This is a genomic window from Streptomyces smaragdinus, from assembly GCF_009604385.1.
GTDB lineage: Bacteria > Actinomycetota > Actinomycetes > Streptomycetales > Streptomycetaceae > Streptomyces > Streptomyces smaragdinus.
On sequence record NZ_WEGJ01000007.1, the window covers coordinates 20,641 to 42,226 of the forward strand.

Annotated in this window: 17 protein-coding genes; 5 read left to right on the forward strand and 12 right to left on the reverse strand. The window is 71.5% G+C overall.

The window, feature by feature from the left end:
* Window positions 1–59 precede the first annotated feature (59 nt).
* The 9 genes from SRB5_RS13080 to SRB5_RS13120 all read right to left on the reverse strand — a co-directional run bounded on the left by SRB5_RS13080 (window position 60) and on the right by SRB5_RS13120 (window position 13,024).
* On the reverse strand, window positions 60–1,649 hold the full coding sequence (locus SRB5_RS13080) for an NAD(P)/FAD-dependent oxidoreductase (protein WP_153452088.1): 1,590 nt from the start codon (window positions 1,647–1,649) through the stop codon (window positions 60–62).
* Between the two features lie 189 nt (window positions 1,650–1,838).
* Window positions 1,839–3,230: a cysteine--tRNA ligase gene (gene cysS / locus SRB5_RS13085; RefSeq protein WP_323377848.1), complete on the reverse strand. Its 1,392-nt coding sequence runs from the start codon at window positions 3,228–3,230 to the stop codon at window positions 1,839–1,841.
* Window positions 3,227–4,666, reverse strand: a complete 1,440-nt coding sequence (locus SRB5_RS13090) for a KamA family radical SAM protein (protein ID WP_228390020.1) — start codon at window positions 4,664–4,666, stop codon at window positions 3,227–3,229. The genes cysS and SRB5_RS13090 overlap by 4 nt, the downstream gene beginning before the upstream one ends.
* Before the next feature lie 31 nt (window positions 4,667–4,697).
* Complete coding sequence (locus tag SRB5_RS13095) at window positions 4,698–6,146, reverse strand: FAD-binding oxidoreductase (RefSeq protein WP_153452089.1); 1,449 nt, start codon at window positions 6,144–6,146, stop codon at window positions 4,698–4,700.
* A 25-nt stretch (window positions 6,147–6,171) separates the two neighbouring features.
* On the reverse strand, window positions 6,172–7,308 hold the full coding sequence (locus SRB5_RS13100) for an acyl-CoA dehydrogenase family protein (RefSeq protein WP_153452091.1): 1,137 nt from the start codon (window positions 7,306–7,308) through the stop codon (window positions 6,172–6,174).
* Window positions 7,309–7,321: 13 nt separating this feature from the next.
* Complete coding sequence (locus tag SRB5_RS13105; RefSeq protein WP_194292917.1) at window positions 7,322–8,134, reverse strand: MBL fold metallo-hydrolase; 813 nt, start codon at window positions 8,132–8,134, stop codon at window positions 7,322–7,324.
* Window position 8,135: 1 nt separating this feature from the next.
* Window positions 8,136–9,509 carry a hypothetical protein gene (locus SRB5_RS13110; RefSeq protein ID WP_228390021.1) on the reverse strand — a complete coding sequence of 458 codons (1,374 nt, stop codon included), beginning with the start codon at window positions 9,507–9,509 and terminating at the stop codon, window positions 8,136–8,138.
* Entirely contained in the window at window positions 9,506–11,677 is a 2,172-nt protein-coding gene (locus SRB5_RS13115; protein ID WP_153452094.1) for an iron-containing redox enzyme family protein, read from the reverse strand. The genes SRB5_RS13110 and SRB5_RS13115 overlap by 4 nt, the downstream gene beginning before the upstream one ends.
* Before the next feature lie 150 nt (window positions 11,678–11,827).
* Complete coding sequence (locus SRB5_RS13120) at window positions 11,828–13,024, reverse strand: FAD-dependent monooxygenase (RefSeq protein WP_323377849.1); 1,197 nt, start codon at window positions 13,022–13,024, stop codon at window positions 11,828–11,830.
* A gap of 279 nt (window positions 13,025–13,303) precedes the next feature.
* Here SRB5_RS13120 and SRB5_RS13125 point away from each other — a divergent pair, with 279 nt between their 5' ends.
* Both SRB5_RS13125 and SRB5_RS13130 read left to right on the forward strand, forming a co-directional pair.
* Window positions 13,304–14,272 carry an ABC transporter ATP-binding protein gene (locus SRB5_RS13125; RefSeq protein ID WP_323377850.1) on the forward strand — a complete coding sequence of 323 codons (969 nt, stop codon included), beginning with the start codon at window positions 13,304–13,306 and terminating at the stop codon, window positions 14,270–14,272.
* Entirely contained in the window at window positions 14,269–15,072 is an 804-nt protein-coding gene (locus tag SRB5_RS13130) for an ABC transporter permease (protein ID WP_153452099.1), read from the forward strand. The genes SRB5_RS13125 and SRB5_RS13130 overlap by 4 nt, the downstream gene beginning before the upstream one ends.
* A gap of 139 nt (window positions 15,073–15,211) precedes the next feature.
* Here the strand turns inward: SRB5_RS13130 and SRB5_RS13135 are convergent, their stop codons facing one another.
* Window positions 15,212–15,373, reverse strand: a complete 162-nt coding sequence (locus SRB5_RS13135; protein ID WP_153452100.1) for a thiazolylpeptide-type bacteriocin — start codon at window positions 15,371–15,373, stop codon at window positions 15,212–15,214.
* Between the two features lie 254 nt (window positions 15,374–15,627).
* Here SRB5_RS13135 and SRB5_RS13140 point away from each other — a divergent pair, with 254 nt between their 5' ends.
* Together SRB5_RS13140 and SRB5_RS13145 are read left to right on the forward strand one after the other, a co-directional pair.
* Entirely contained in the window at window positions 15,628–17,082 is a 1,455-nt protein-coding gene (locus SRB5_RS13140) for a multicopper oxidase family protein (protein ID WP_323377851.1), read from the forward strand.
* 37 nt (window positions 17,083–17,119) lie between these two features.
* Window positions 17,120–18,634, forward strand: a complete 1,515-nt coding sequence (locus SRB5_RS13145) for a class I adenylate-forming enzyme family protein (protein ID WP_323377852.1) — start codon at window positions 17,120–17,122, stop codon at window positions 18,632–18,634.
* A 36-nt stretch (window positions 18,635–18,670) separates the two neighbouring features.
* Here SRB5_RS13145 and SRB5_RS13150 read toward each other — a convergent pair whose 3' ends face one another.
* Window positions 18,671–19,276 (reverse strand): response regulator transcription factor, encoded by a 606-nt coding sequence (locus SRB5_RS13150; RefSeq protein WP_153452104.1) that lies wholly within the window; start codon window positions 19,274–19,276, stop codon window positions 18,671–18,673.
* A gap of 53 nt (window positions 19,277–19,329) precedes the next feature.
* Complete coding sequence (locus SRB5_RS13155) at window positions 19,330–19,839, reverse strand: Rossmann-fold NAD(P)-binding domain-containing protein (protein WP_153452105.1); 510 nt, start codon at window positions 19,837–19,839, stop codon at window positions 19,330–19,332.
* A gap of 746 nt (window positions 19,840–20,585) precedes the next feature.
* Here SRB5_RS13155 and SRB5_RS13160 point away from each other — a divergent pair.
* Entirely contained in the window at window positions 20,586–21,554 is a 969-nt protein-coding gene (locus tag SRB5_RS13160) for a helix-turn-helix transcriptional regulator (RefSeq protein WP_153452107.1), read from the forward strand.
* Window positions 21,555–21,586 lie beyond the last annotated feature (32 nt).

Consider the following 21,586-nt stretch of genomic DNA (forward strand, 5'->3'; position numbering starts at 1 on the left):
AACGGTTACAGGTCGCGGGGAGGCCTCCGTCACGAAGGCCTCCCCGGGTGAAGACGTCGTCAGTTCTTCGCGGACGTCTCCGGCGTCGTCCAGTAGCTGAGCAGCGCCTCGCTTCCGGGACCACCGTCGTTCAGCGGGTCGGGACCCTCCCGGCGGGCGCTCTCCTCCGCCGGCGTGCCGATCCTGGCCAGGCCCAGCCGCGGCTCGGTGACGAGGGTGAACCCGGCCGCCTCCTCCACCTCGGCCTCCCGGGCCTCGCGCTGGTAGTGGTTGTTCTCGTCCAGGTAGCTGAAGTCGAACGGCCCCCGGTCGGCCGGAACCTTGCCGAGTGCGACCGCGTCGTACTGGGCCTTGTGGGCACCGAGGACAAGCTGGTCGGTGAGCACCCGGCGATAACCCTCGCCGTCGGGCTTCTGAGCCTCGATGAAGTCACTGAGGCCGGCGCTGAGGTCGACGAAGTCGCGCTCGCCCACGGCCTCGCGGTCCAGCAGCGGCACCTGGTGGCTGAGGTTGTGCGCCGACCAGAAGTACGTCTGCTTGCCGCCGTACTGCTCGTACATGCCGCCGACCAGGGTGAGCAGCCGGGCGTACGAACGCCTGTAGCAGTACTCGTAGAACGCGAGTACCTCGGTCTCGGAGACGGTGCCGTCGCGCATCGCCACGATGCCGGCCGCCGCGATCGTCGCGCTGTACAGCGCGAGGTGGACGCCGGTGGACAGCAGCGGGTCGAGGAAGCACGCGGCGTCGCCGGACAGCATGTAGCCGGGGCCGCAGAACTTCTCGGCGGCATACGAGTAGTCCTGTTCGGCGCGCGCCGGTCCGACGAATTCGCAGCCGTCGATCAGCGGGCGGATGTGCTCGGATTCCATGACGACGGACTTGACCATTTCCTCCAGTGAGGAGTACTCGGCCCGGCGGCGCCGGAACACGTCGCGGTGGGTGACGTAGCCGCAGCTCAGCCGGCCGTCGCTGAGCGGGATGAGCCAGTACCAGCCGTCCTTCGCGGATATGGAATTGAGGCCGCCGGGCGGGGTGTTCGGCAGGGTCTTGCCGCCCTGCCAGTAGCCCCAGGCGGCCACGTTCTGGAACACCTCGTGGTGCTCGCGGTCCTTGAGCTTCTGCGCCGACAGGACGCCCGCGCGCCCGGACGCGTCGATCACCCAGTCGCAGGCCAGCCGCTGACGCGGCGCGCCGTCCGGGCCGCCCGACCACTCGACGGCGACGGGCCGGCCGTCGTCGAACTCGACGTCGTGGACAATGGCCTCCTCGTAGACCACCGCCCCCTGTTCACGGGCGTTGTCCAGGAGGATCTTGTCGAACTTCGCGCGGTCGACGAGCCAGGAGCGGCGGTCGGGGCCGTAGACGTCGAGCCAGTTGACCACCCAGTCCTGCTCCGAGCCCCAGCGGAAGAGGCCACCGCGCTTCTCGGTGAAGCCGGCCGCGTCAACCTTCTCCATGGCGCCGCTGAGTTCGAGTACGAGCGGACAGGAGGCGAGCAGTGACTCCCCGATGTGGTATCGGGGGAATTTGGCTCGTTCCAGGACCACGACGTCGATTCCCGACCGGGCGAGCAGTGCGGCGGCGGTGGAACCGGCCGGGCCACCGCCGATAACGGCGACCGACGTACGGGTAGGGGGAGTTGCTGCCATGATGACGTCCTTACGTATGGGAGTCGGTGGTCGTTCGAACGGGGGTTTCCGGCGTTTCCAGTTTCCCGGGGAATCGCCCCGGTTCATCGATGCGGCGGCACGGCCGTGATCGGTGTAATGGACATTCGTGATGAGTGTCAGAGCTTTACGAATTGCTCCGTCAGCTCTTGACCGGAGGAAAGGAAAAGATCAGCCCAGCGTCCAGCGCGGCCCGTCGGGGGTGTCCTCGACGACGAGCCCCGACCGAAGCAGCTGGTCGCGGACGGCGTCGGCGGTGGCGTAGTCCTTGCGGGCCCGGGCCGCCTGGCGCATCTCGAGCACCACGCGTACGAGTGCGTCGACCGCCCCCCGCAGATCCGAGCCGCGTTCGCTCTCGCCGGCCCAGTGTTCGTGCAGCGGGTCCAGGCCGAGCAGCCCGAGCATGGCCCGCACCTCGGCGAGCCGGGCGACGGCCCCGTCCTTGTCGTCCGTGGACAGCGCGGTGTTGCCCTGCCGGACGGTGGCGTGCACGACGGCGAGAGCCTGGGGGACGCCCAGGTCGTCGTCCATGGCCTCGGCGAAGGCGGCCGGTACCTCGGCGGCGGGTTCGACCGCGCCCCCGGCCTGCTCCACCACGCGCCGGACGAAGTTCTCGATGCGGGTGAAGGCGGCCTCGGCCTCGAGCATCGACTCCTCGCTGTACTCGATGGTGGAGCGGTAGTGCGGGGTCGCCAGGTAGTAGCGCAGAACGATCGGGCGCCAGCGTCGGATCATCTCGGTCAGGAGCACCGAGTTGCCCAGCGACTTGGACATCTTCTCGCCGCTCATGGTCACCCAGGCGTTGTGCACCCAGTAGCTCGCGAAGTCGTCGCCGTAGGCCTTCGACTGCGCGATCTCGTTCTCGTGGTGCGGGAAGATCAGGTCGATCCCGCCGCCGTGGATGTCGAAGGAGCGGCCCAGGTACTTGTGCGCCATCGCCGAGCACTCCAGATGCCAGCCGGGCCGGCCGCGGCCCCACGGCGTCTCCCAGGACGGCTCGCCGGGCTTGACGGCCTTCCACAGGGCGAAGTCGCGCGGGTCGCGTTTGCCGGCCTCCGCCTCACCCTCCGGCTGACGCAGGTTGGCCAGCTCCTGGTTGGACAGGGCGAGATAGTCCGGGTACGAGCGGACGTCGAAGTAGACGTTGCCGTGCGCCGCGTAGGCGTGGCCCTTCTCGATGAGCGCGCTCATCATCTCGATCATCTCGGGCACGTGGCCGGTGGCCCGCGGCTCGTACGTCACGGGCAGACAGCCCAGGGCCTCGTAACCCGCGTTGACGCCCCGCTCGTTCGCGTAGCCGATCGCCCACCACGGACGGTCCAGCTCCGTCTGCTTGGCGATGATCTTGTCGTCGATGTCGGTCACGTTGCGCACGAACGTGACCTCGTGGCCGCGGTACTGGAACCAGCGGCGCATGACGTCGAAGTTCATCGCGCCGCGGACGTGCCCGATGTGCGGGGGCGCCTGCACCGTCAGGCCGCACAGGTAGATCGAGACGCGGCCCGGGACCAGGGGGACGAAGTCGCGGATCCGCCGGACGCCGGTGTCGTACAGGCGGATCACTGTCCCACCCCGGCCGTCAGGGAGGCGTACTGCGGCGTCGTGGCGGGGCCGCCGGGGCCGGGCAGGCGCGGCGGTTCGGCTCCGGGGGACCGGCTGAAGCCGCGCCACCACTGCCGGCCCTCCTGGGGCAGCGTGTGCACGGGGTCGTAGTAGCAGGCGGGTTCCGGTTCCCCGGGCTTGTCGGCGGTCGTGCGCGGGCTGCTCGTACCCCAGTACGAGATGCCCAGTGTGTGGTCGTAGTCCTGCAGTTGGTGCACCCAGCGCTTGCCGAGGTACGGCACGTCGCAGACGATCCGTGGCGTGGCGTAGCCCGGCAGCTGGCCCATGATCTGCTGCTGCAGTTCGCGGGCGGCGGCGACGGAGACCCGCCAGTGCTCCGAGTGCGGCACCATGTCGCACATGTAGAAGTAGTAGGGCAGGATGTTCGCTTCGCCCTGCAGCGCGAAGCACAGGTCCAGCAGATCGGCCTGGGTCGCGTTCACCCCGCGCAGCAGCACGCCCTGGTTGCGTACGTCGCGTACGCCCGCGTCCAGCACCGCCCGCGCCGCCCGCGCCACCAGGGGCGTGACGGACTGCACGTGGTTGGCGTGGGTGTGGATCGCCAGGTTCACGGCTCTGCGGGCGGCCTCCCGGCCGATCAGCTCCAGGCCCGTCAGCACCTGGGGCTGCAGCCAGTGCTGCGGCAGACCGACCAGTCCCTTGGTGGCGAGCCGGATGTCGCGTACGGACTCCAGGTCGAGCAGCGCCCGTACGAAGGCCTCGAGCCGGGGCCAGGGCACGTTGGCGACGTCCCCGCCGGAGACCACGACGTCCCGGACACCGGGGTTCTCGCGCAGGTAGGCCAGCATCGCGTCGGTCCGGTCCACCGGCTTGAGGTCGAAGCGGACCTTCTCCACCTGCGGGGTCGAGGTGCCGACCAGGTCCATCCGGGTGCAGTGTCCGCAGTACTGCGGACAGGTGGACACCAGTTCGGCCATCACCTTGGTCGGATAGCGATGGGTGAGACCCTCGGTCACCCACATCTCCCGCTCGTGCAGGGAGTCGCGGACGGCCAGCGGGTGGCTCGGCCAGTCGGGGCGGCGGTCGCTGAAGACGGGCAGCATGTACCGGCGCACCGGGTCCTCGTAGAACGCGGCCGTGAAGTCGGCCGGCGTGAGCGAGGACGGCATCGGCACCATCGTGTTGAGGATGTTCGGCGGGATCAGGACCGGCATCGTGGCGTAGCACTTCTGGTCCTGGGTCACGTCGTCGTAGAACGAGTCCTGGAGCAGGTCGCCGCACACCGCCCGCAGCTGTTTCACGTTCTTCACGCAGTGGGAGCGCTGCCACTGGACGTCCTCCCACTGCACGGCCGTCACCTCGCGCCACCCGGGGAATCGCCGCCAGTCCGGCTCGACCAGCTCCTGGCGCACATATCTGTAGTCCGGACTACTCATTTCCCCTCCTGGGGTGGCTTTCTCCTGGCCGTCATGAACCGATGCTCTGCGCGAAGCGGAAGACGTCGTCCGGGTCATAGGCGCGTTTGACGCCGACCAGCCGGTCGTAATTCGAGCCGTAATAGGCGGCGCGCCAGTTCTCGAGCTCCGGGTCGGGGAAGTTCTGGTAGGCCCCGTCCGCGGTGTACGGCCGCAGCCGCTCGTGCAGCCGCTCCAGCCAGTCGAGGCCGGCGCGGGCGGCTTCGGGCGGGTCGTCGTCCGTCCAGTTGGTCTCCAGCGCCAGGACGAAGGCGGCGTCCCGGTGCACGAACGCGGTGGCGGCGGCCGGGATCCGGCCGGCCGCGCCGCCCAGCGCGAACAGGGCGGCACTGGCACCGTCCTCGTCGCGGCTGCCCGGCCAGCGCCGGATCTCCTCCACCACGACGTCGACGGCCTCGGCCGGCAGCGCGTCCCGGACCATGCGTGACTTCACCGCGAACCGGTTCACGGGCGGCATCTCGGCGAAGGACTCGAAGGCTTCCCGGTGCTCGCACTCCCGTATCCGGATCCGTGGCCGCGCAGCCGGTTCGAGTACGGGAGCGAGCAGCCGCTCGAGTTCCGCGCGGGGACCGTGGTACTGCCCGATCGCACTCACGGACGCCCGCGCCGCGGCCTCCTGCGGGCAGCTCCCGGACGTGGCCACATCGATGCGGACGCCGAGTTCGCCGGGTGCCCGGGCGGCGAGCTCCTGCACGGCCGCCAGTACGGGCCGTGCCTCGTGCACCGGCCATTCGATGTCGAAGAGGGTGACGCGGCCCGTCGGCTCGGTCCTCAGCGTGAACGCGGTGTTCACCCCGAGGCTTCCGCCCGCTCCGCCGCGGCACGCCCAGAACAGGTCGGCGTGGGAGTCCGCCGAGCAGGTCACCACCCCGTCCCCCGCGGTCAGTACATCCGTGCGGACCAGGGCGTCGCAGGCCAGGCCCCACCGGCGGCAGGAGAACCCGATGCCGCCGCCGAGGATCAGCCCGCCCATGGCGACGGTGGGGCAGCGGCCCGCGGGGAAGGTCCTCCCGTACGGGGCGAGGGCGCGCTGGAGTCTGTCCTGGGTCACCCCGGTACCGACGGTGACCTCGCCGGCGTCCTCGTCCACGGTGATGGTGTCCAGTCCGGACAGGTCGATCAGCAGCCCGGTGGTGGCGGAGTAGCCGGCGTAGCTGTGTCCGCCGGACCGGAGCGCGAACGGCATCTCGCGGCGGCCGGCCCAGTCGACGGCCGCCGCGATGTCCTTCGGGCCCCGGCAGGCGGCGACGGCGCCGGGCAGCACGCTCGCGTAACGCCGGTTGCTGACCGGGCGGGTGAGCGCATAGCCGCGGTCGCCCGGCCGCAGCAGCCGGCCGCCGTCCGACAGCAGGGTGGCGAGGGAACGCCAGTCCCGGTCGGATACCGCGGGGGCGGACGGATCCACCCGTTGCCGCTCTTCGTGATGTGCGTCGCGTCGCATGGTGGACTCCTGCGGGCCGGGGGTGTCAGGCCATGACCAGCGGCTTGCCGGCGTAGTAGTCGAGCAGGGCGTCCGTCATGCTCGTCCGCGACGGCGGATGGAAGGCGATGGCGTGGACGGCCGCGGTCAGATAGGCGACGTCGGTGGACTGGATGTACGACATGCCGCCCAGCAGCTCGACCGCCAGGTCGAGCGCCTGCGTCAGCACCTCGCGCACCGAGAACCGGGTCACCAGCGCCGCGGCGGCGCAGTCGTTGCCGGTGTCGCCGCTCATCACCCGGCGTGCGATGCCCTCGGCCAGCATCGCCGCCGAGTCGACGGCCATGAGCAGCCTGGCCCGGTCGGTGGCCGCGCCGCGCCCTCGCTCCAGGACCAGCGCGGCCAGCCGGCTCACCATGCCCGTGTACACCGCGGTCACGATCATCTGGAACCAGATCGTGCCCGCTTCCTCCAGCTCGCTGAGCTGCGCCGTCAACCCCGGCGGCGGCCGGAGGATCTTCGTCGGCTCCACGAAGATGTCCGTCAGCCGCACCTCGTTGCTTTCGGCGCCGGCCAGCGGGAACGTCGACCAGAAGGGGTGCACGGAGATGCCGGGGGTGTCCGCGGGGAGCAGCAGAAGTCCCATCTCGTTGGTGCCGTCCGCCCGGGGCACGGCCACGCTCGTCGTCAGCAGGCCCATGGACCGGGACAGGCTGCAGGGCTTCTTCGCCCCGTCGACGACATAGCCCCCGGGCACCGGGCGGGCCACCGTGTTCGGGCTCAGGATGCCCTGGTTGCTGCGGCCCTCGGCGAAGCCGGACGCCACCAGGAGCTTCTCCCCGGAGACCCGCTCGAGGATCGGTTCGATCTCGGTGTCCTTGCCGTACAGGTCCGCGATCGAGTACAGCATCCCGATCGAGAAGTGGTGCATCGCGGTGGCCACGGACATCGACGGCGCCAGGCCTCCCAGCACCCGTACGACGCGGACGGCGTCGAGCGCGGACGCGCCGAGTCCGCCCCGGTCGGCGGGGATCAGCAGCTGGGTGCCGCCGTATTCGCGGAACAGGGCGAGCGCCGGGCTGTCCGCCGACTCCAGCTCGGACAACGGGAGCTCGAGGAGCCGCTCACGCAGTCCCGGCAGCAGCCGGTCGCAGGCCTCACGATCCGCTTGCATGAATTCCATGGCGTGCCTTTCCTTACCTGGGGGTCACACGGTCGAGGTGGTCGTCGACCGCCCGGTCGAGCAGATCGCCGGGAGGCAGCTGATCCGGGGTGCTCAGGGGCAGATCGGCCAGCAGGTCGAGGAAGCCGTCGAATCCGTCCGCCGCCGGCGGCAGATGGGCACCGAGCATCAGACCCGGCCGGAAGCGGCGCAGATCCTCGTACGTCGCGGCGAACCGCCGCGGATCCACCACGTGCACCCACGGACTGTCGACGCCGGCCCAGAACGTCTGGCCGGCGCGCACCGCGGCGGGATCGAGGTCGGCGATGTCCGCCGCGTCGGCGCTGTCCGCCGTGGGAAGCATCGCGCCGAAGCAGTCGGACGTGACACACGCACCGTTGCCGGAGTCGAGGAAGCCGACGGTCATGGGGTTGTCGTAGAGCGGCGGCCGGAAGGCCCGCAGCCGGCGGCCGCCGCCCACCGGCAGCGACTCGCCGGGGGCGATCACGTGGATCCGCTCCTCGGGGACCTGCTGCCCGAGCGCCAGATAGCCGGCGGCGGACGCGGTGCACACCAGCCGTGCCCGCGGCGCCAGTTCGAGCACCGCGTCGAGGGCACCCAGATGGTCGCGGTCGGGGTGGGTCAGCCAGACGTACGCCAGATCCCGCAGGTCGACGACCGAACCCACGGCGTCCAGGAACTCCGCCCGGCTGCCCGGCAGTCCGGTGTCCACGAGGACCGGTTCGTCCGCGTGCACGACGAAGGCGTTGACCGGGAGGAATCCCATGCCGGGAACGTCGAGGCGGTCCCGCAGCGCATGGACGTCGCCGATGGTGCCTATGTGCATGTCAGTCGACCTCCGGGGACCGCGTACGGGATACGACCACCGGGGCCAGGATCGCGTCCTGCATGCCATGGATGATCTTCTTGTCGGCAGGGCAGATCGTGGCCAGCACGCCACCGAGGTCGGCCCGCCCCTCGGTCACGAAGTAGTACGGGCACAGCCGCACCCGCCCCGTCATCTCCTTGATCCTCCGGTCCGGTTCGCTGTAGTACGACTGCTCGACCGTCCGGCCCTTGTGGAACACCTGGAGGATCCGCGGGCTGGTGCCGAAGCCGGCCAGGCCCTGCTCGATGCTCGCCGCCCAGTCCTGCTGGGACACGTCCGAGCCGACCACCACACTGCGGCTCCCCCACGCGTCCTCGTGGAAGCCGCTGATCTTGATCACCAGCTCCCGGTCCCGCTGGCTGAACGCGGCCACGTCCGCCCAGCTCTGCGCCTCCAGCCGGGGAAGCGAACCGTGATGCGGCAGTGGAGCCGGGTCGATGATCCAGGTGTACGGAATGGCCTGCTGCAGCAGGCGCATGTTCCGGCTGCCCAGCTCGCGGAGCCAGAACTCGCGCAGCGGCCGCATCCAGAACAGCGCGAGCCAGGCCTTCTCCTCCAGATACGGCTTGAGCGGCGGGGTGATGACCAGGTCGCCCGCGGCCTCCGCCTTCATCAGGCCGTCGGCCGGCGGGATGTTGGGCAGGTCGAACAGCTCGAAGAACCGGTAGACGGGACGGCGCCCGCCGTCCGCCCGTGCGTCTTCGACGGAAAAGCTCTCCGCCTGCCGGACGCGGCCGCCGTCCGACCCCGTCTCCTCGGTGATCCGCCGGGTGAGCCAGTCCATCTCGGGCCGGTAGTCCCCGGACTCCTCCGACACCAGAACGTCGGCGGACCCGGCGATGCCGTGGAAGCCGGACAGCATCCCGGTGGCGCCGCCCAGGACATGACAGCCGAGTGCGGCGTACGTCTCGTTGAGCCAGCCGGTCAGGCCGATGCCACCGGGAACGCTGTCGATCTCGGTGAGCGTGAAACCGTCCTCGGTGAGGATCAGGTCCGGCCTGATGACCCGCGGCAGAACGTTCGCCAAGGAGCCGCTCCTGGCGTGCTCGACCAGGTCACGGGGCTTCCCGGCGTCGAGGTAGTCGGCGATCCAGCCGGGCTCCCGGCCCGCGGCGCTGTCCAGGTAGAGCTTGTTGGCGGCGCGCAGAAACCGCAGAAGGGTACCGCCGAAGCCCTGCAGGCGTTTGCCGAGCTTCGCGTCCACGGCAAACGCCTCGGGTGAGATCCGCCATTCCTTGTCGGCGAACAGCCCCTCGGCGGGCAGCGAGCGGCGTACAAAGTCGACCCGCTGCTCCTGTTCGCTCCGGGTCTGCTCCTCCGCCCACAGACTCATGACCGGGTCCCGGTGGCGCCGGCGCCCTGGTCGGCGAGCATGCCGTTGACGTAGAACGGCGGGGTGGCCGAGTAGAAGCCGGTCCGGATCCGCTGCCAGGTCTCCGCCTGCATGTCCGCGCCGAACGAACGGGCCACGGACGACATGTAGGTGCCGATGGCGTCGATGGCCCAGGCGGAGTGGCCGCTGGCCACGTTGTCGATGGTGTTGTGGATGTCGTAGAAGAGCGTGTTGAAGCCGTGGGTCTTCAGCCCGAGCTGGGTCTGGCGCAGACTGCCGCCGACGCCGAACAGCTCCTCCGCGAGGTTCAGGCCCAGCGTCTCCGGCAGGAAGGTCCGCGGGAACCGGCTGATCGTCAGCCAGTAGACCGGAACCTCGAAGGACGCGTCACGGAAGCCGCGCCACTGGGCGAACTCCCGGGTGGCGACGTGCGGCAGCCTGATGCCCATGTCCTCGAGGAGTTCGCGGTACAGGACCGTGTGGTTGATGGGCAGGTCGCCGTTGCCGAGCTCGTCCCAGTAGATCTGGAACAGCAGCCGGCCGACGTCGGAGGAGGCGTGCTCGTAGTCCGTGAAGCCCTGCAGCCAGGCGCCGTCGATCAGGGCACGCAGACCACCCTGCACGATCAGGTCGATGAGTTCCTCGCGCGGCGGCACCAGATAGGTGCCGGTGACGTCGAACTGCTTGGCCTGCCGCTCGTGCTGGTCGTGGATCCACAGGTTGAGGGCCTCCGGGTCCCACTGCGCGGGCGGCACGTGCTCGGCGTCGGGCAGCTGCCAGCCGGAGCGCGCCAGCCACTGCCGTACGTACGCCAGCGACCAGCGGCGCAGGCCCGGGGTGTCCCGGCGGCGGGTCAGCAGGTGGAACGCCTCGCGGATGTCGGCCGGTTCGCCGTCGCCGGAGCCGGACGGCCGTGCCTGCGCCGGCCGGGCGCCGCGGTGGGCGTGCCCGGACACGGAGCGGGTCCGGGGGCCCTCGCCCTTGGCCTCGGTGGGGTCGGCGGCGGGCAGGGAGGCGATCCAGCGCCGGATGACCGCCAGGTCCTCGGGGGTGAAGATGCGGAACATGGGGCCGCGTTCGCCGACCAGCCGGTTCACCAGGGGGCTGCGGTCCGGGTCGCCGGGCCTGATCAGCCGGGAGTCGGCGAGCGCCCGCAGCAGCGCGGTGAAGTCGCCGTCCGCCGCCAGCTCGAACCACTTGTTGAGCGGCTTGCCCTCGAGCTCGAAGCGCTGGTGGTAGACCGCGCCCTCGCGGGCCTTGAAGCGCAGCAGTTCGGCCATCTCGTGCGCCGGGTCGAGGACGGTGGTGACGTCCGCGAGGATGTCCTCGCTCCAGTCCCGCAGGTTGCGCAGCATCCAGTGGAAACCGGCCACCACCCGGTCGCGGTCGCCGGCGTTCTCGGTGAGGTGCAGCGCGACGAGGCCACGCGAACCGGACAGCGCCTCGTCCGCGCCGTCCGCGTGGAGGGAGTCCCAGTCGAATCCGTCCGTGAGCAGCGGACGGACCGCGGCGATCGCGGGCATCAGACCGGCCGCGCGCAGGCACAGGTCGGCGGCCATCAGCTCGGGGAGGTGGTCGTCGGGCCGCCGGCTCATGGCCAGCACCCGCGCCGGCATCCGGAAGACCCGGTCGCTCAGCTGCCGGTCCAGCGCCAGCCGTGAGGTCGGGATCGCCAGCTCGGAGAGGTTCTCCCGGCGCAGCAGGTTCAGATAGGCGTGGCCGCGCGAGGCCTCCACGCGCCCGACGCCGACGTCCGTGGCGAACAGCGACAGCAGCCGCATGCCGATCTCGGTGTCGACGTTGGCCGGGCTGCAGGCCCACTGCAGCCAGGCGCCGGACACCAGGGCGAAGGGGGCACAGTCCAGCAGGACGCGGCGGACCACGGCGTCGCGGTCGGCGGTCCCCGCGACCTTGTCGAACAGCGTCCGGAACCGGGCGGTCTCGTCGGCGGCCCAGGAGGCGGCCTCCTGCTCCAGCCGCTGGAGGAGGTCGGTGTCGTCCGCGCCGGCCGCGGATTCCGTGATGGGCGGCGTGCCGATGTCCAGCGGCAGCCTGGAATGGTCTGCTTCCGGGTCCAGAAGTTCGGTGAACAGCCACCGGTATTCCGACTCGTCCGTCGTATTTCCGCTTTCTGACAGCAGTGCGGAGTGCGCGCTCTCGGCCGACATGGCTCATCTCCAACTTCCGTGTTCCTGGCCGCGGTACATCGATTTCGGTGCCTGTCGGCGACCTTAGGCGCGGCGTTCGGGAATTCTCGCGGGTCACATGCGTGTAGGTGACATTGGTCATCGGATAAGTGACGGATGACGGCGGGTATGTCACACCATCGTCGGCAGCGAACGGCGCCCCGCCTGGTGGGCGAACAGCACGCCGCGCTCCGGCAGGGCGGCGCTCTCGGCGAACAGCGCGTCGCGGCGCCGCTGGGCCGGGCCGTCGGGCAGGTGCAGCAGGCCCGCGGTCCGGCGGGCGGCGCGCTGCAGGGCCCTGGCGCGCGGACCGCGCAGCGCCGCGTACCGGGCGAGAGCCTCGTCGGCGTCGGCGGCCGGGGTCTCCGCCAGGCACGCCGCGAGTTCCACCGCGTCCTCGACGGCCTGGCTCGTGGCCTGGGCCAGGAAGGGCAGCATGGGGTGCGCGGCGTCGCCCAGCAGCGTCACCCGGCCGCGCGACCAGGTGTCCAGCGGATCGCGGTCGGACACCGGCCACCGCTGCCCCACCCCGGCGGCGGCGATGTCCGCGACCAGCCCCCGCCAGCCGCCGAACACCTGCGCCGCCCGGCTCTGCCCCTGCTCGCCGTCGGCCGGGTCGGGCAGCGACACGGTCGCCGCGAAGCTCAGCTGTTCGCCCGCCGCGACCGGGTAGCAGACGAAGTGGCCGCCGGGGCCCAGCCAGATCCGCACCACCGGTTCCCGGGCCGCCGCGGGCAGCGCCGTCATCGGGAGCAGCCCGCGGTACATTCCCGTGCCGGACGCCACCGGGGCGTCCCGGCGGAACACCGCACGTACCGCCGAGTGCAGTCCGTCGGCGCCGACCGTGACCCCCGCGCGCAGCACGGCCCCGTCCTCGAACCCGAGCAGCGCGCCGCCCTCGGTCTCCCGCACCTCGGCGAGCCGGCGGCCCAGCCGCAGGCGGTCCCGGTCGATCGCCGACACCAGCGCGGCGTGCAGGTGGGCCCGGTGGACGGTCAGGTAGGGGGCGCCGAAGAGGCGTGCGCACTCGGCGCCGAGCGGGGTCCTGGCGATCAGCCGCCCGCTGTGGCCGCGTACCTCCATCGCCCTGATCGGCACCGCGCATTCCCGCAGCGCGGGACCGAGGCCCAGCTCCAGCAGCGGCCGGACCGCGTTCGGCGACAGCTGGGTGCCCGCGCCGACCTCCGCCAGCCGGCGGGTCTTCTCGTAGAGGCGAAAGCTCCTGCCGTGCCGGGTCAGCGCGGCCGCCAGGGTCAGGCCGCCGATACCGGCGCCGATCACCGTGATGCGCTCCGTCGACCCGTCCGCGCCCGTCGGACTCGACTGCACGTTGCGGCCCTGCCTTTCGTCTCGTGGCTGCTCGTCCCGTGACTGCGACCGACCGTGGCGCCGTCGTGATCGCGAGGATGGATGTGCCCGCCGGATCCGGGCAACGGCGGGGCGGTGGCGGCTGACAACTGTCGCGGGACGCGTGACGTCCGTCATCTCCTCCCCGTCCGCGCGCCGTCGCGGCCACACCGCGCGCGTACGGTCGCGGCAGGCCCCCGACCGGGCCCCAGCGACGTCGTACCAGGAGGTAGAGACAGTGCGGACAGCGGAGCAGCTGTGGTGACGGCGGTGGCCGTGACCGGCCTGCGCAAGTCCTACGGGGAGCGCGAGGCCGTGCGCGGCGTGGACTTCACCGTCGAACAGGGCGAGGTGTTCGCGCTCCTGGGGCCGAACGGCGCCGGCAAGACCACCACGTTGGAGATCCTCGAGGGCTTCCGTGCCCGTGACGGCGGCCACGTCGAGGTGCTGGGGCACGATCCCGGGGATCCGGCCCACGGGCGCGTGCTGCGTGAGCAGATCGGGCTGGTGCTGCAGAACATGACGGCCGAGCCGTATCTGACGGTACGGGAGTCGGTCCTCCGGCACGCCGGCTACTACGCTCGGCCGCGCCCGGCCGACGAGGTCATCGCCCTGGTCGGCCTGGAGGAACAGGCCGGCTCCCGGGCCAAGGACCTGTCCGGCGGTCAGCAGCGGCGCCTGGACCTCGCGCTCGGCGTGGTCGGGGACCCGCGGCTGCTGTTCCTCGACGAACCCACCACCGGCTTCGACCCGGAGGCCCGGCGCGCTGCCTGGGACGTGGTGCGACGGCTGCGGGACGGCGGTACGACGATCGTGCTCACCACCCACTACATGGACGAGGCGCAGGCCCTCGCCGACTCGGTGGCCGTCATCGCCGGCGGCCGGATCGTGTCCACCGGCACCCCGGCGACCCTGGGCGGCCGGGACAGCGCCGGCAGCCGGATCTCGTTCACGCTGCCGCCCGGCACCGAGCCGGCGGACGTACCGCTGCCGCTGGACACGGTGGCTCCCGGGCGCGTCACCGCGGTGGTCACGGAGCCCACCGCCGCGCTGCACCGGCTCACCGGCTGGGCGCTGGAGCGGGGCACGCCGCTGGCGGGGCTGACCGTGGAGCGCCCGACCCTGGAGGACGTCTACCTCGACCTGACGGCCACGCGGGACGACGAGCCGGAGGCCGCCGCCCCGGTCCGGCCGCGGCGGCGTCGACGACCCGAGCGGAGCCGCGCATGACCGTCCTGACCCCCGTCCGGCAGCCGGACCGCGCGACGACGCGCCGCGGCCGGCCGGCGCTGCTGGTCCATCAGATCCGTTACGAGCAGCTGTCGTTCTGGCGCAATCCGCAGGCGATGGTGTTCACGTTCGTCTTCCCGGTCGTCGTCATCGTGATCTTCGGCGCCGTGTTCGGCAGCGGCGACAGCGGCTCGTTCTTCTTCGGCATGTCGGGGATGGAGTACTACACGCCGATGATCGCGGCGGTGTCGGTGCTCGGCGCCTGCTACGCCCAGCTGGCGATCGTCCTCTCGCTGCGCCGGCAGAGCGGCCAGCTCAAGCGGCTGCACGCCACGCCACTGCCCGCCTGGGTCTACTTCGCCGGTCTGCTGGCGCACTGCGTGCTGGTCAGTGTCATCGACGTGGTGCTCGTCGTCGGCGTCGGCCGGCTGTACGGCGCGCCGCTGCCGGCGCACTGGGCGGCCGTGGCGCTGACGCTGCTGCTCGGGGCGGCGAGCTTCTGCGCGCTCGGGGTCGCGGTGGCCTCCCTCGTCGGCGACGCCGAGGCGGCGCCGGCGGTGGTGCAGTTCATCCAGTTCCCGCTGGTGTTCATCTCGGGGAGCTATTTCCCCGTGCACTCCGAGGTGCTGAACCGGATAGCGGGCCTGCTGCCCGTGAAGCCGTTCAACGACGCCATGCTCGCCCCGTTCACCCGGCACGGCGGTTACGACTGGGACGCCCTCGGCGTGCTGGCGGCCTGGGGCGTGGCCGGGGCCGTCGTCGCGGTGCGGCGGTTCCGCTGGGACGCGCGGCCCGCGTAGACCCCGCCGCCGCCCACAGCCCGGCCCCCCGGCCGCCTTCCTCGGCCGGGGGGCCGTCGCGCGCGTCCACCGCGCCGTGAACGCGGCGGTGCCCACCCGCCTCTGACGAGTCGGGTGGGCACGCACCTGGTTCCGCTTGTCAGCAGGCCGAGCAGGTGGAGCTGGACGAGGACGAGGTGCCGATCGAGCCGCTGGAGGCGCCCATCTCGGGCAGGGCGACACCCTGCGCGACCTCGAGGGTCTCGAGCTCGTCGATGTCGAACGCCTCGAAGACGTCCACGTCCTTGATCTGGTCCATCATTTCGGAATCCTTTCGGAATTCGATCGCAGTCGAGTGACTGCGGAATTCATCGTGCTGAGTCGGCGGTGTTCGGACCAGTACTCGCGGGCGGCTGCTGACACTTATCATCGCCGGGCATTACGGCGGTCATGATTCCTTCGGGAACCGCGAATTCGGCGGCTCCGGCCGTCATGCTCGTGGTCGCGGGTGGTCCCGGGGTCCCCCCTCCCCGGGACCAGCCGGAATCTGCCGGTGTCTCAACCCAAGGACTCCTCGTGTTCACTCGCCGTCATGCGATACGTCTGGGCCTCACGGCCGGAGCCGTCGGAGCCGTCGGATCGGCCGGCGCCCTGGCAGAGACGCTCGCCGCCGTCCCGCCCGCCAGGGCCGCCACCCCCGCCGCGGCGGGGGTGGCCCAGTTCTCCGTGCCGCTCACCGTGCCGCCGCGGCTCAGGCCGTACCGCAGCACCGCGACGACCGACTACTACGCGGTCACCGCCTCGCGGGTCTTCCGCGAGATCCTGCCGGGCACCCGCACCGAGGTCCTGGCCTACAACGGCTCGTTCCCCGGCCCCACCGTCCGGGCCCGCTCCGGACGCCGGGCAGTGGTCCGGCAGACCAACGCGCTCGACACCCCGGTCTCGGTCCATCTGCACGGCGGCGCGAACCCGATGGAGAGCGACGGCGGGGCGATGGACACCATCGCGCCGGGCGCGACGAAGACGTACGTCTACGACAACCGGCAGCCCGCGGCCACCCTGTGGACCCACGACCACGCCCACCACATGGAGGCGGAGCACGTCTACCGCGGCCTGTCCGGGCTGTACCTGCTCGGCGACCGGGACGAGGACGCGCTCGGCCTGCCGTCCGGGGAGTTCGACGTCCCCCTGATGGTCCGCGACGCCCGGTTCGACGATCAGGGGGCCATGGTCTACGCGATGGGCGACGCGGAGAACCGCTCGACGATCCTGGTGAACGGCCGGCCCTGGCCCCGGATGCGCGTCAAGGCCCGCAAGTACCGCTTCCGCATGGTGAACTCCGCCAACCTGCGCGTCTTCGTCCTGTGCCTGTCCGACGGCGGGGAGATCGTCCAGATCGGCGCCGACGGCGGGCTGCTCGAGGCGCCGGTGTCCACCCAGGTACTGGTCCTGTCCCCCGGGGAGCGCGCCGACTTCGTCATCGACTTCTCCCGCTACGCGCCGGGCACCCAGCTGCTGCTGCAGAACCTCATCGGCCCCGGCCCGACGGACCAGGTCGGCTCCGTGATGCGCTTCGACGTGGGCGACCCCGCGCCCGACCGCAGCACGGTGCCGGCCACGCTGGCCGCCTACCCGGCGCTGCCGGAGCCGACCGTCGAGCGCTCCTTCACCCTGCGGATGGACGAGCCGGGTACGGGACACATGGCGTACATCAACGAAAAGACCTTCGACCCGGACCGCATCGACACCACGATCGCCTGGGGCACCACCGAGGTCTGGACGGTCACCAACACCAGCGAGACGATCCCGCACAACTTCCACACGCATCTGGTGCAGTTCCGCATCCTGGAACGGGACGGACAGCCGGTGCCACCGGCGGAGGCCGGGCGCAAGGACACGGTGTTCCTCTTCCCGGGGCAGTCCGTCCGCCTGCAGCTCACCTTCGACAGCCACCGCGGGGTGTTCCCGTATCACTGCCACATGATCGACCACAGTGCGATGGGCATGATGGCGCAGATGGAGATCGTGTAGCGACGGATCCACTCGCTCGGCGGCCGGGACCAAAGGGGTGAGGGCCATCAACGGTGACCACGGCGTACACACGATCCTGCGGGCGCTCGAGCGGGACCCCGGCCGCCCGGTCGTGCACGGCCGCGGCGGCGCGACGACGGCGGGCGAGCTGCTCGGCTCGGTGCTCGCCACCGCCGCCCGGCTGCGGGAGAACCGCGTCGGGCCCGGTGACACCGTCGCCGTGCTCACCGAGCCGAACCGGCCGCCGATGCTGAGCGCCCGCTACGCCGTCCACCTGCTCGGCGCCACCTGCGTTCACATCCGTTCGGGCAACCCCAGGACGCATGCCGACGCCGCACGGCTGGCGGTGCAGGCCGAACTGCTGCGAGCCACCCGGGCACGGGTCCTTCTCGTCGACGAGCACAGCGCCCGGCGCGCCGGATGGCTGGCGGTACGCGTCCCGGACACCACCGTCGTGGGCATCGGGTCCGGCCCCGTCACCCGGATCCCGGCGCCCGTCCCGCCGGCGCCGGGCGCCGTCGCCACCGTCGACTTCACCCATGGCAGCACCGGACGGCCCAAGCTGGTACGGCAGCTGTACACGAACCGGGCGGAACTGGTCGGCCGGCTCGCCGCGGGCCTCGATCCGGCCGGACCCGCGACCCTGCTGTCGGTCACCCCGGTCAGCCACACCACCGCGCCGATGGCCGACGCCGTGCTGGCGCGCGGCGGCACCCTGGTGCTCCACGACACCTTCGACGCGGACGCGGTGCTCGACGCGACGGCAAGGTTCCGGGTCACCGACATCTACCTCGGCGTCCCCCACCTCTACCGGCTGCTCGACCATCCCCGCACGGCCGCGGCGGACTTCTCGGCGCTGCGCCGCATCACCTACAGCGGCACCCCGGCCGCTCCCGCCCGTGTGGCCCGGGCCGTCGAGGTGTTCGGAGACGTGCTGACCCAGGTGTACGGCACCGCCGAGGCCGGGGGGATCAGCAGCCTCAATCCCCTGGACCACCGGGAGCCGGCGCTGCTGGGCTCGGCCGGGAGGCCGTTCCCGTGGGTACGCGTCGAGATCCGCGCCCCCGCGACCGGCGCACCGGTCGAGCGCGGCCGGACCGGTGAGGTGTGGGTGAAGTCCCCCACGGTCGCGGCAGGTTATCTCGGCGACCCCGCCTCGGCGGAGGCGGGGTTCCGGGACGGCTGGCTGCGCACCGGCGACCTGGGCCGCTGGGACCGGTACGGCTATCTGCGGCTCACCGGGCGGACCGGCGGCGTCATCAAGCGCGGCGGGCTCAAGCTCGACCCGGCGACGATCGAACGGGTGCTGCTGCGCCACCCCGAGGTGCGACAGGCCGCGGTCTACGCCGTACGGGACCGCGACTACGTCGAGTGGGTGCACGCGGCCGTGGAGCTGCACGGCGCCGCCGGCCGGGCGCTGTGCGACCTGCGGGAGTACGTCGCCGCGTCGCTGACGCCGGAGTACGCGCCGGACCGCATCACCGTGTGGCCGCAGCTGCCGCTCACCGCGGCCGGGAAGATCGACCTCTCCAGACTGCGGGCCGCCGGGTAGGCACCGCCGGCCCCCGCGCGGCCACCGGCGTCGCCGCTACAGCCAGCCCTGCTCGCCGGCGATGCGCGCCGCGTCGAAGCGGTTGCGTCCGCCGAGCTTCTTCATGGCGGAGGACGTGAGGTTGCGCACCGTCCCCGACGCCAGGTAGAGCTGTGCGGCGATCTCCTTGACGGTGGCGCCGCCGCCGGTGAGACGGAGCACGTCCACCTCACGGACGCTGAGCGAGGACGGGGTGGCCCTCGTGGACTGGAAGAGCGCCGGATGCACGGTGAGGCAGCCGCCGGCCACCCCCCTGACGGTGGTGACGAGTTGGGAGAATCGCGCCGTCTTCGGCACGATGCCCAGCGCGCCGGCCGCGACGGCCCGGTCCACCACGGACGGTGTGACGGAGCCGACCATGAGCGCGATCCCGCACGCGGGCTGCGTGGTGCGCACGGCGGAGGCGAGGCAGAGCGGTTCGCCGCCCAGCGTGGTCTCGCCGAGCAACAGGACGGAAGGACGGGTCCGCTCCACGGTGGGCAGCACCGTCTCGTAGTCGTGTGCCACGGCGACGACGTCCAGGTCGTCCGCGGTGTCCAGGGTTCTGGCGAGTACCTCGAGGAAGAGCGGCTGATCACCGCCGACGGCGACGCGTATGGTCATGGAAGTCCCCCATGGGAAGTCGACGCGGAGAAGCGCGATTCGATCCGGCCTGGTCAGCGGGAGTCCGGCTCCGGCCCGTTGACCAGCAGCTTGAGCACTCGCTGGGCCCAGGTGTCCTGGGCCGACAGCGCATGGCGGTCCCGGCCGCCGCGTCCCGGGTCGAGCTCGAGATGGCGGCAGCCGTCCGGGAGGCTCTCGGCGATACGCGCCGACAGTGTCCGGATGACCGCGGGCGGGCCCGGGGACTCCGTGTCCCGCGGGACGACCACCAGAGCGGCCGAGACCGGGCCGAGGTCCTCCCAGACCTCGGCCAGGAGCCGGCCGACGGCGTCGCCGTCGGCCGGGTCGAGCTGGTACGGCAGTGCCACCCGGCCGGGCCGTGTCATTTCCTGACAGGTCAGTGCCGCGGCGGCCGTCACGTCGTCGGGCCGTCCGGGGAGGACGACGCCGACGACGGCCACCCGCGCCCCATGGGCACAGAGCCGAACGGCCATGGTCCGGCCGGGGCCGGTCGTCCCGTCGACGACCAGGAAGACCAGCCCCTCCAGCAGACGCTGTTCCATGGGATGGGAGACTCCTCAGACGAAGGCCCCGGAACTCAGGGCGTAGGCCAGGAGGCGGCTTGTCGCGGGCTCAGGGGTCCGGGTGATACCTGGGCACCCGGTGTCCTGATCGGCCCTCGAAGCCGCACCGACGGGGTCAGACGGCCGCGTTCCCCGTGCCTTCACAGTCGATGTGGGACGCGTGTTCGCCCGGAACGACAGCACAGACGAGGTCACTGATCCAGGCATCGTGGGGCTCGGGCCAATACCATTCGGCCGGTGTGATGCCGGTGGCACCGCCCGCGAAACGCTGGTCAGGACCTGCCGCGGCCTCGTGACCCGCCCGATGGGCCCCGGGGGCGGCCCATGATCCTCCGGTCACCGCCGGGCCGGCTGCTGCCAGGGCCGCCGCGCAGGTCAGGGCGGCAAGCAGTACGGCGGCCGGTCGAGCAGCGGTTCTGCTCCTCATGCTGTTCTCCTCGCGTAGATACATGACTGATCCCCCCCGTGATCGCGGGATCACTGTCAACGTGACATACCCCAAGCCAACCCCGGAATCGGTCCGTCCGGGTGGCCGGATGTCGACCAGGATGCTGCCGGGCAGGAAGCTGCACTTCCGTGTCGATGGTTTAGTTCCAGGAGCAGTCCACATACTGGTTGGTATCCAGCTAACATCCGGGACGGGAACCTCGATCAGGAACCGACTTGGGACAAACGGGGGCCATACCTCCGTACTGAGTGCCTCCGGGGGACACTTGGGTGCTTCAATGGAGCCGAGTCAAGTTGCTCTCATCGTCTACCGCACCATCCTGCTCCACAGCGAACAGGACGTGTCGGCGCTGGCCGGCCATCTGTCGCTCGACGAGGAACAGGTGCAGGAAGCCGTCGACTGGCTGATGGAACACTCGCTGCTGGCCCCCTCGTGGGAACAGCAGGGCCGGTACCGGGCGGTCAGCCCCACGCTGGGCCTCGAGTTACTCATCCAGCGCGAACAGCACGAACTCGCCGTCCGGCAGCAGCGGATCGAACAGCACCGGGCGGCGCTGACCACCCTCGCGGCCGAGTACGCCGCACAAGGCGAGGCGGGGCTCACCGGGACCGAGCGGCTGGTCGGCGCGGACCGGATCCGCACCCGGCTGGAGATGCTCGCGGCGCAGACGCGGCAGGAGGTCGGCGCCTTCGTCCCCGACAAGACGCTCAGCAAGGACGGCGCCGAGGCGGCCAAGCCCATCAACGAACGCGCGCTGGCCCGCGGCGTCCGCTTCCGCACGCTGTACCTCGACAGCATCCTCCGGGAGCGGGGCACGCTCGACCACGTGAACTGGGTCATCGACCGCGGCGGCGAGATCCGCACGGTGCCGACCCTGCCGATGCGGCTGATCATCATGGACGGCCGGTGCGCCGTCGTCGGCGACAGTACGGAGGAGGGCGAGTCGGCGGCACTGGTCCTGACCAACCCGGCCCTGCTGCTGCCCCTGCGCGCCCTGTTCGACTCGTACTGGGAGCACGCGACGGCCCTCGGTGAGCCACCGCAGGTACACGACTGCGGGCTCACCCCGCAGGAGCGCGAGCTGATCCGGCTGCTGGCCACCGGCGCGAAGGACGACACCATCGCACGCGCCCTCGGCATCGGCCTGCGCACCGAACGGCGCATGGTCGCCGAACTCGCCGACCGGCTCGGCGCGTCCAGCCGGTTCGAACTCGGTGTCAAGGCGTCGAAGCTGGGGTGGACGTGAGTCGTCTCCCGCGCCGCGGGAGACGACTCACC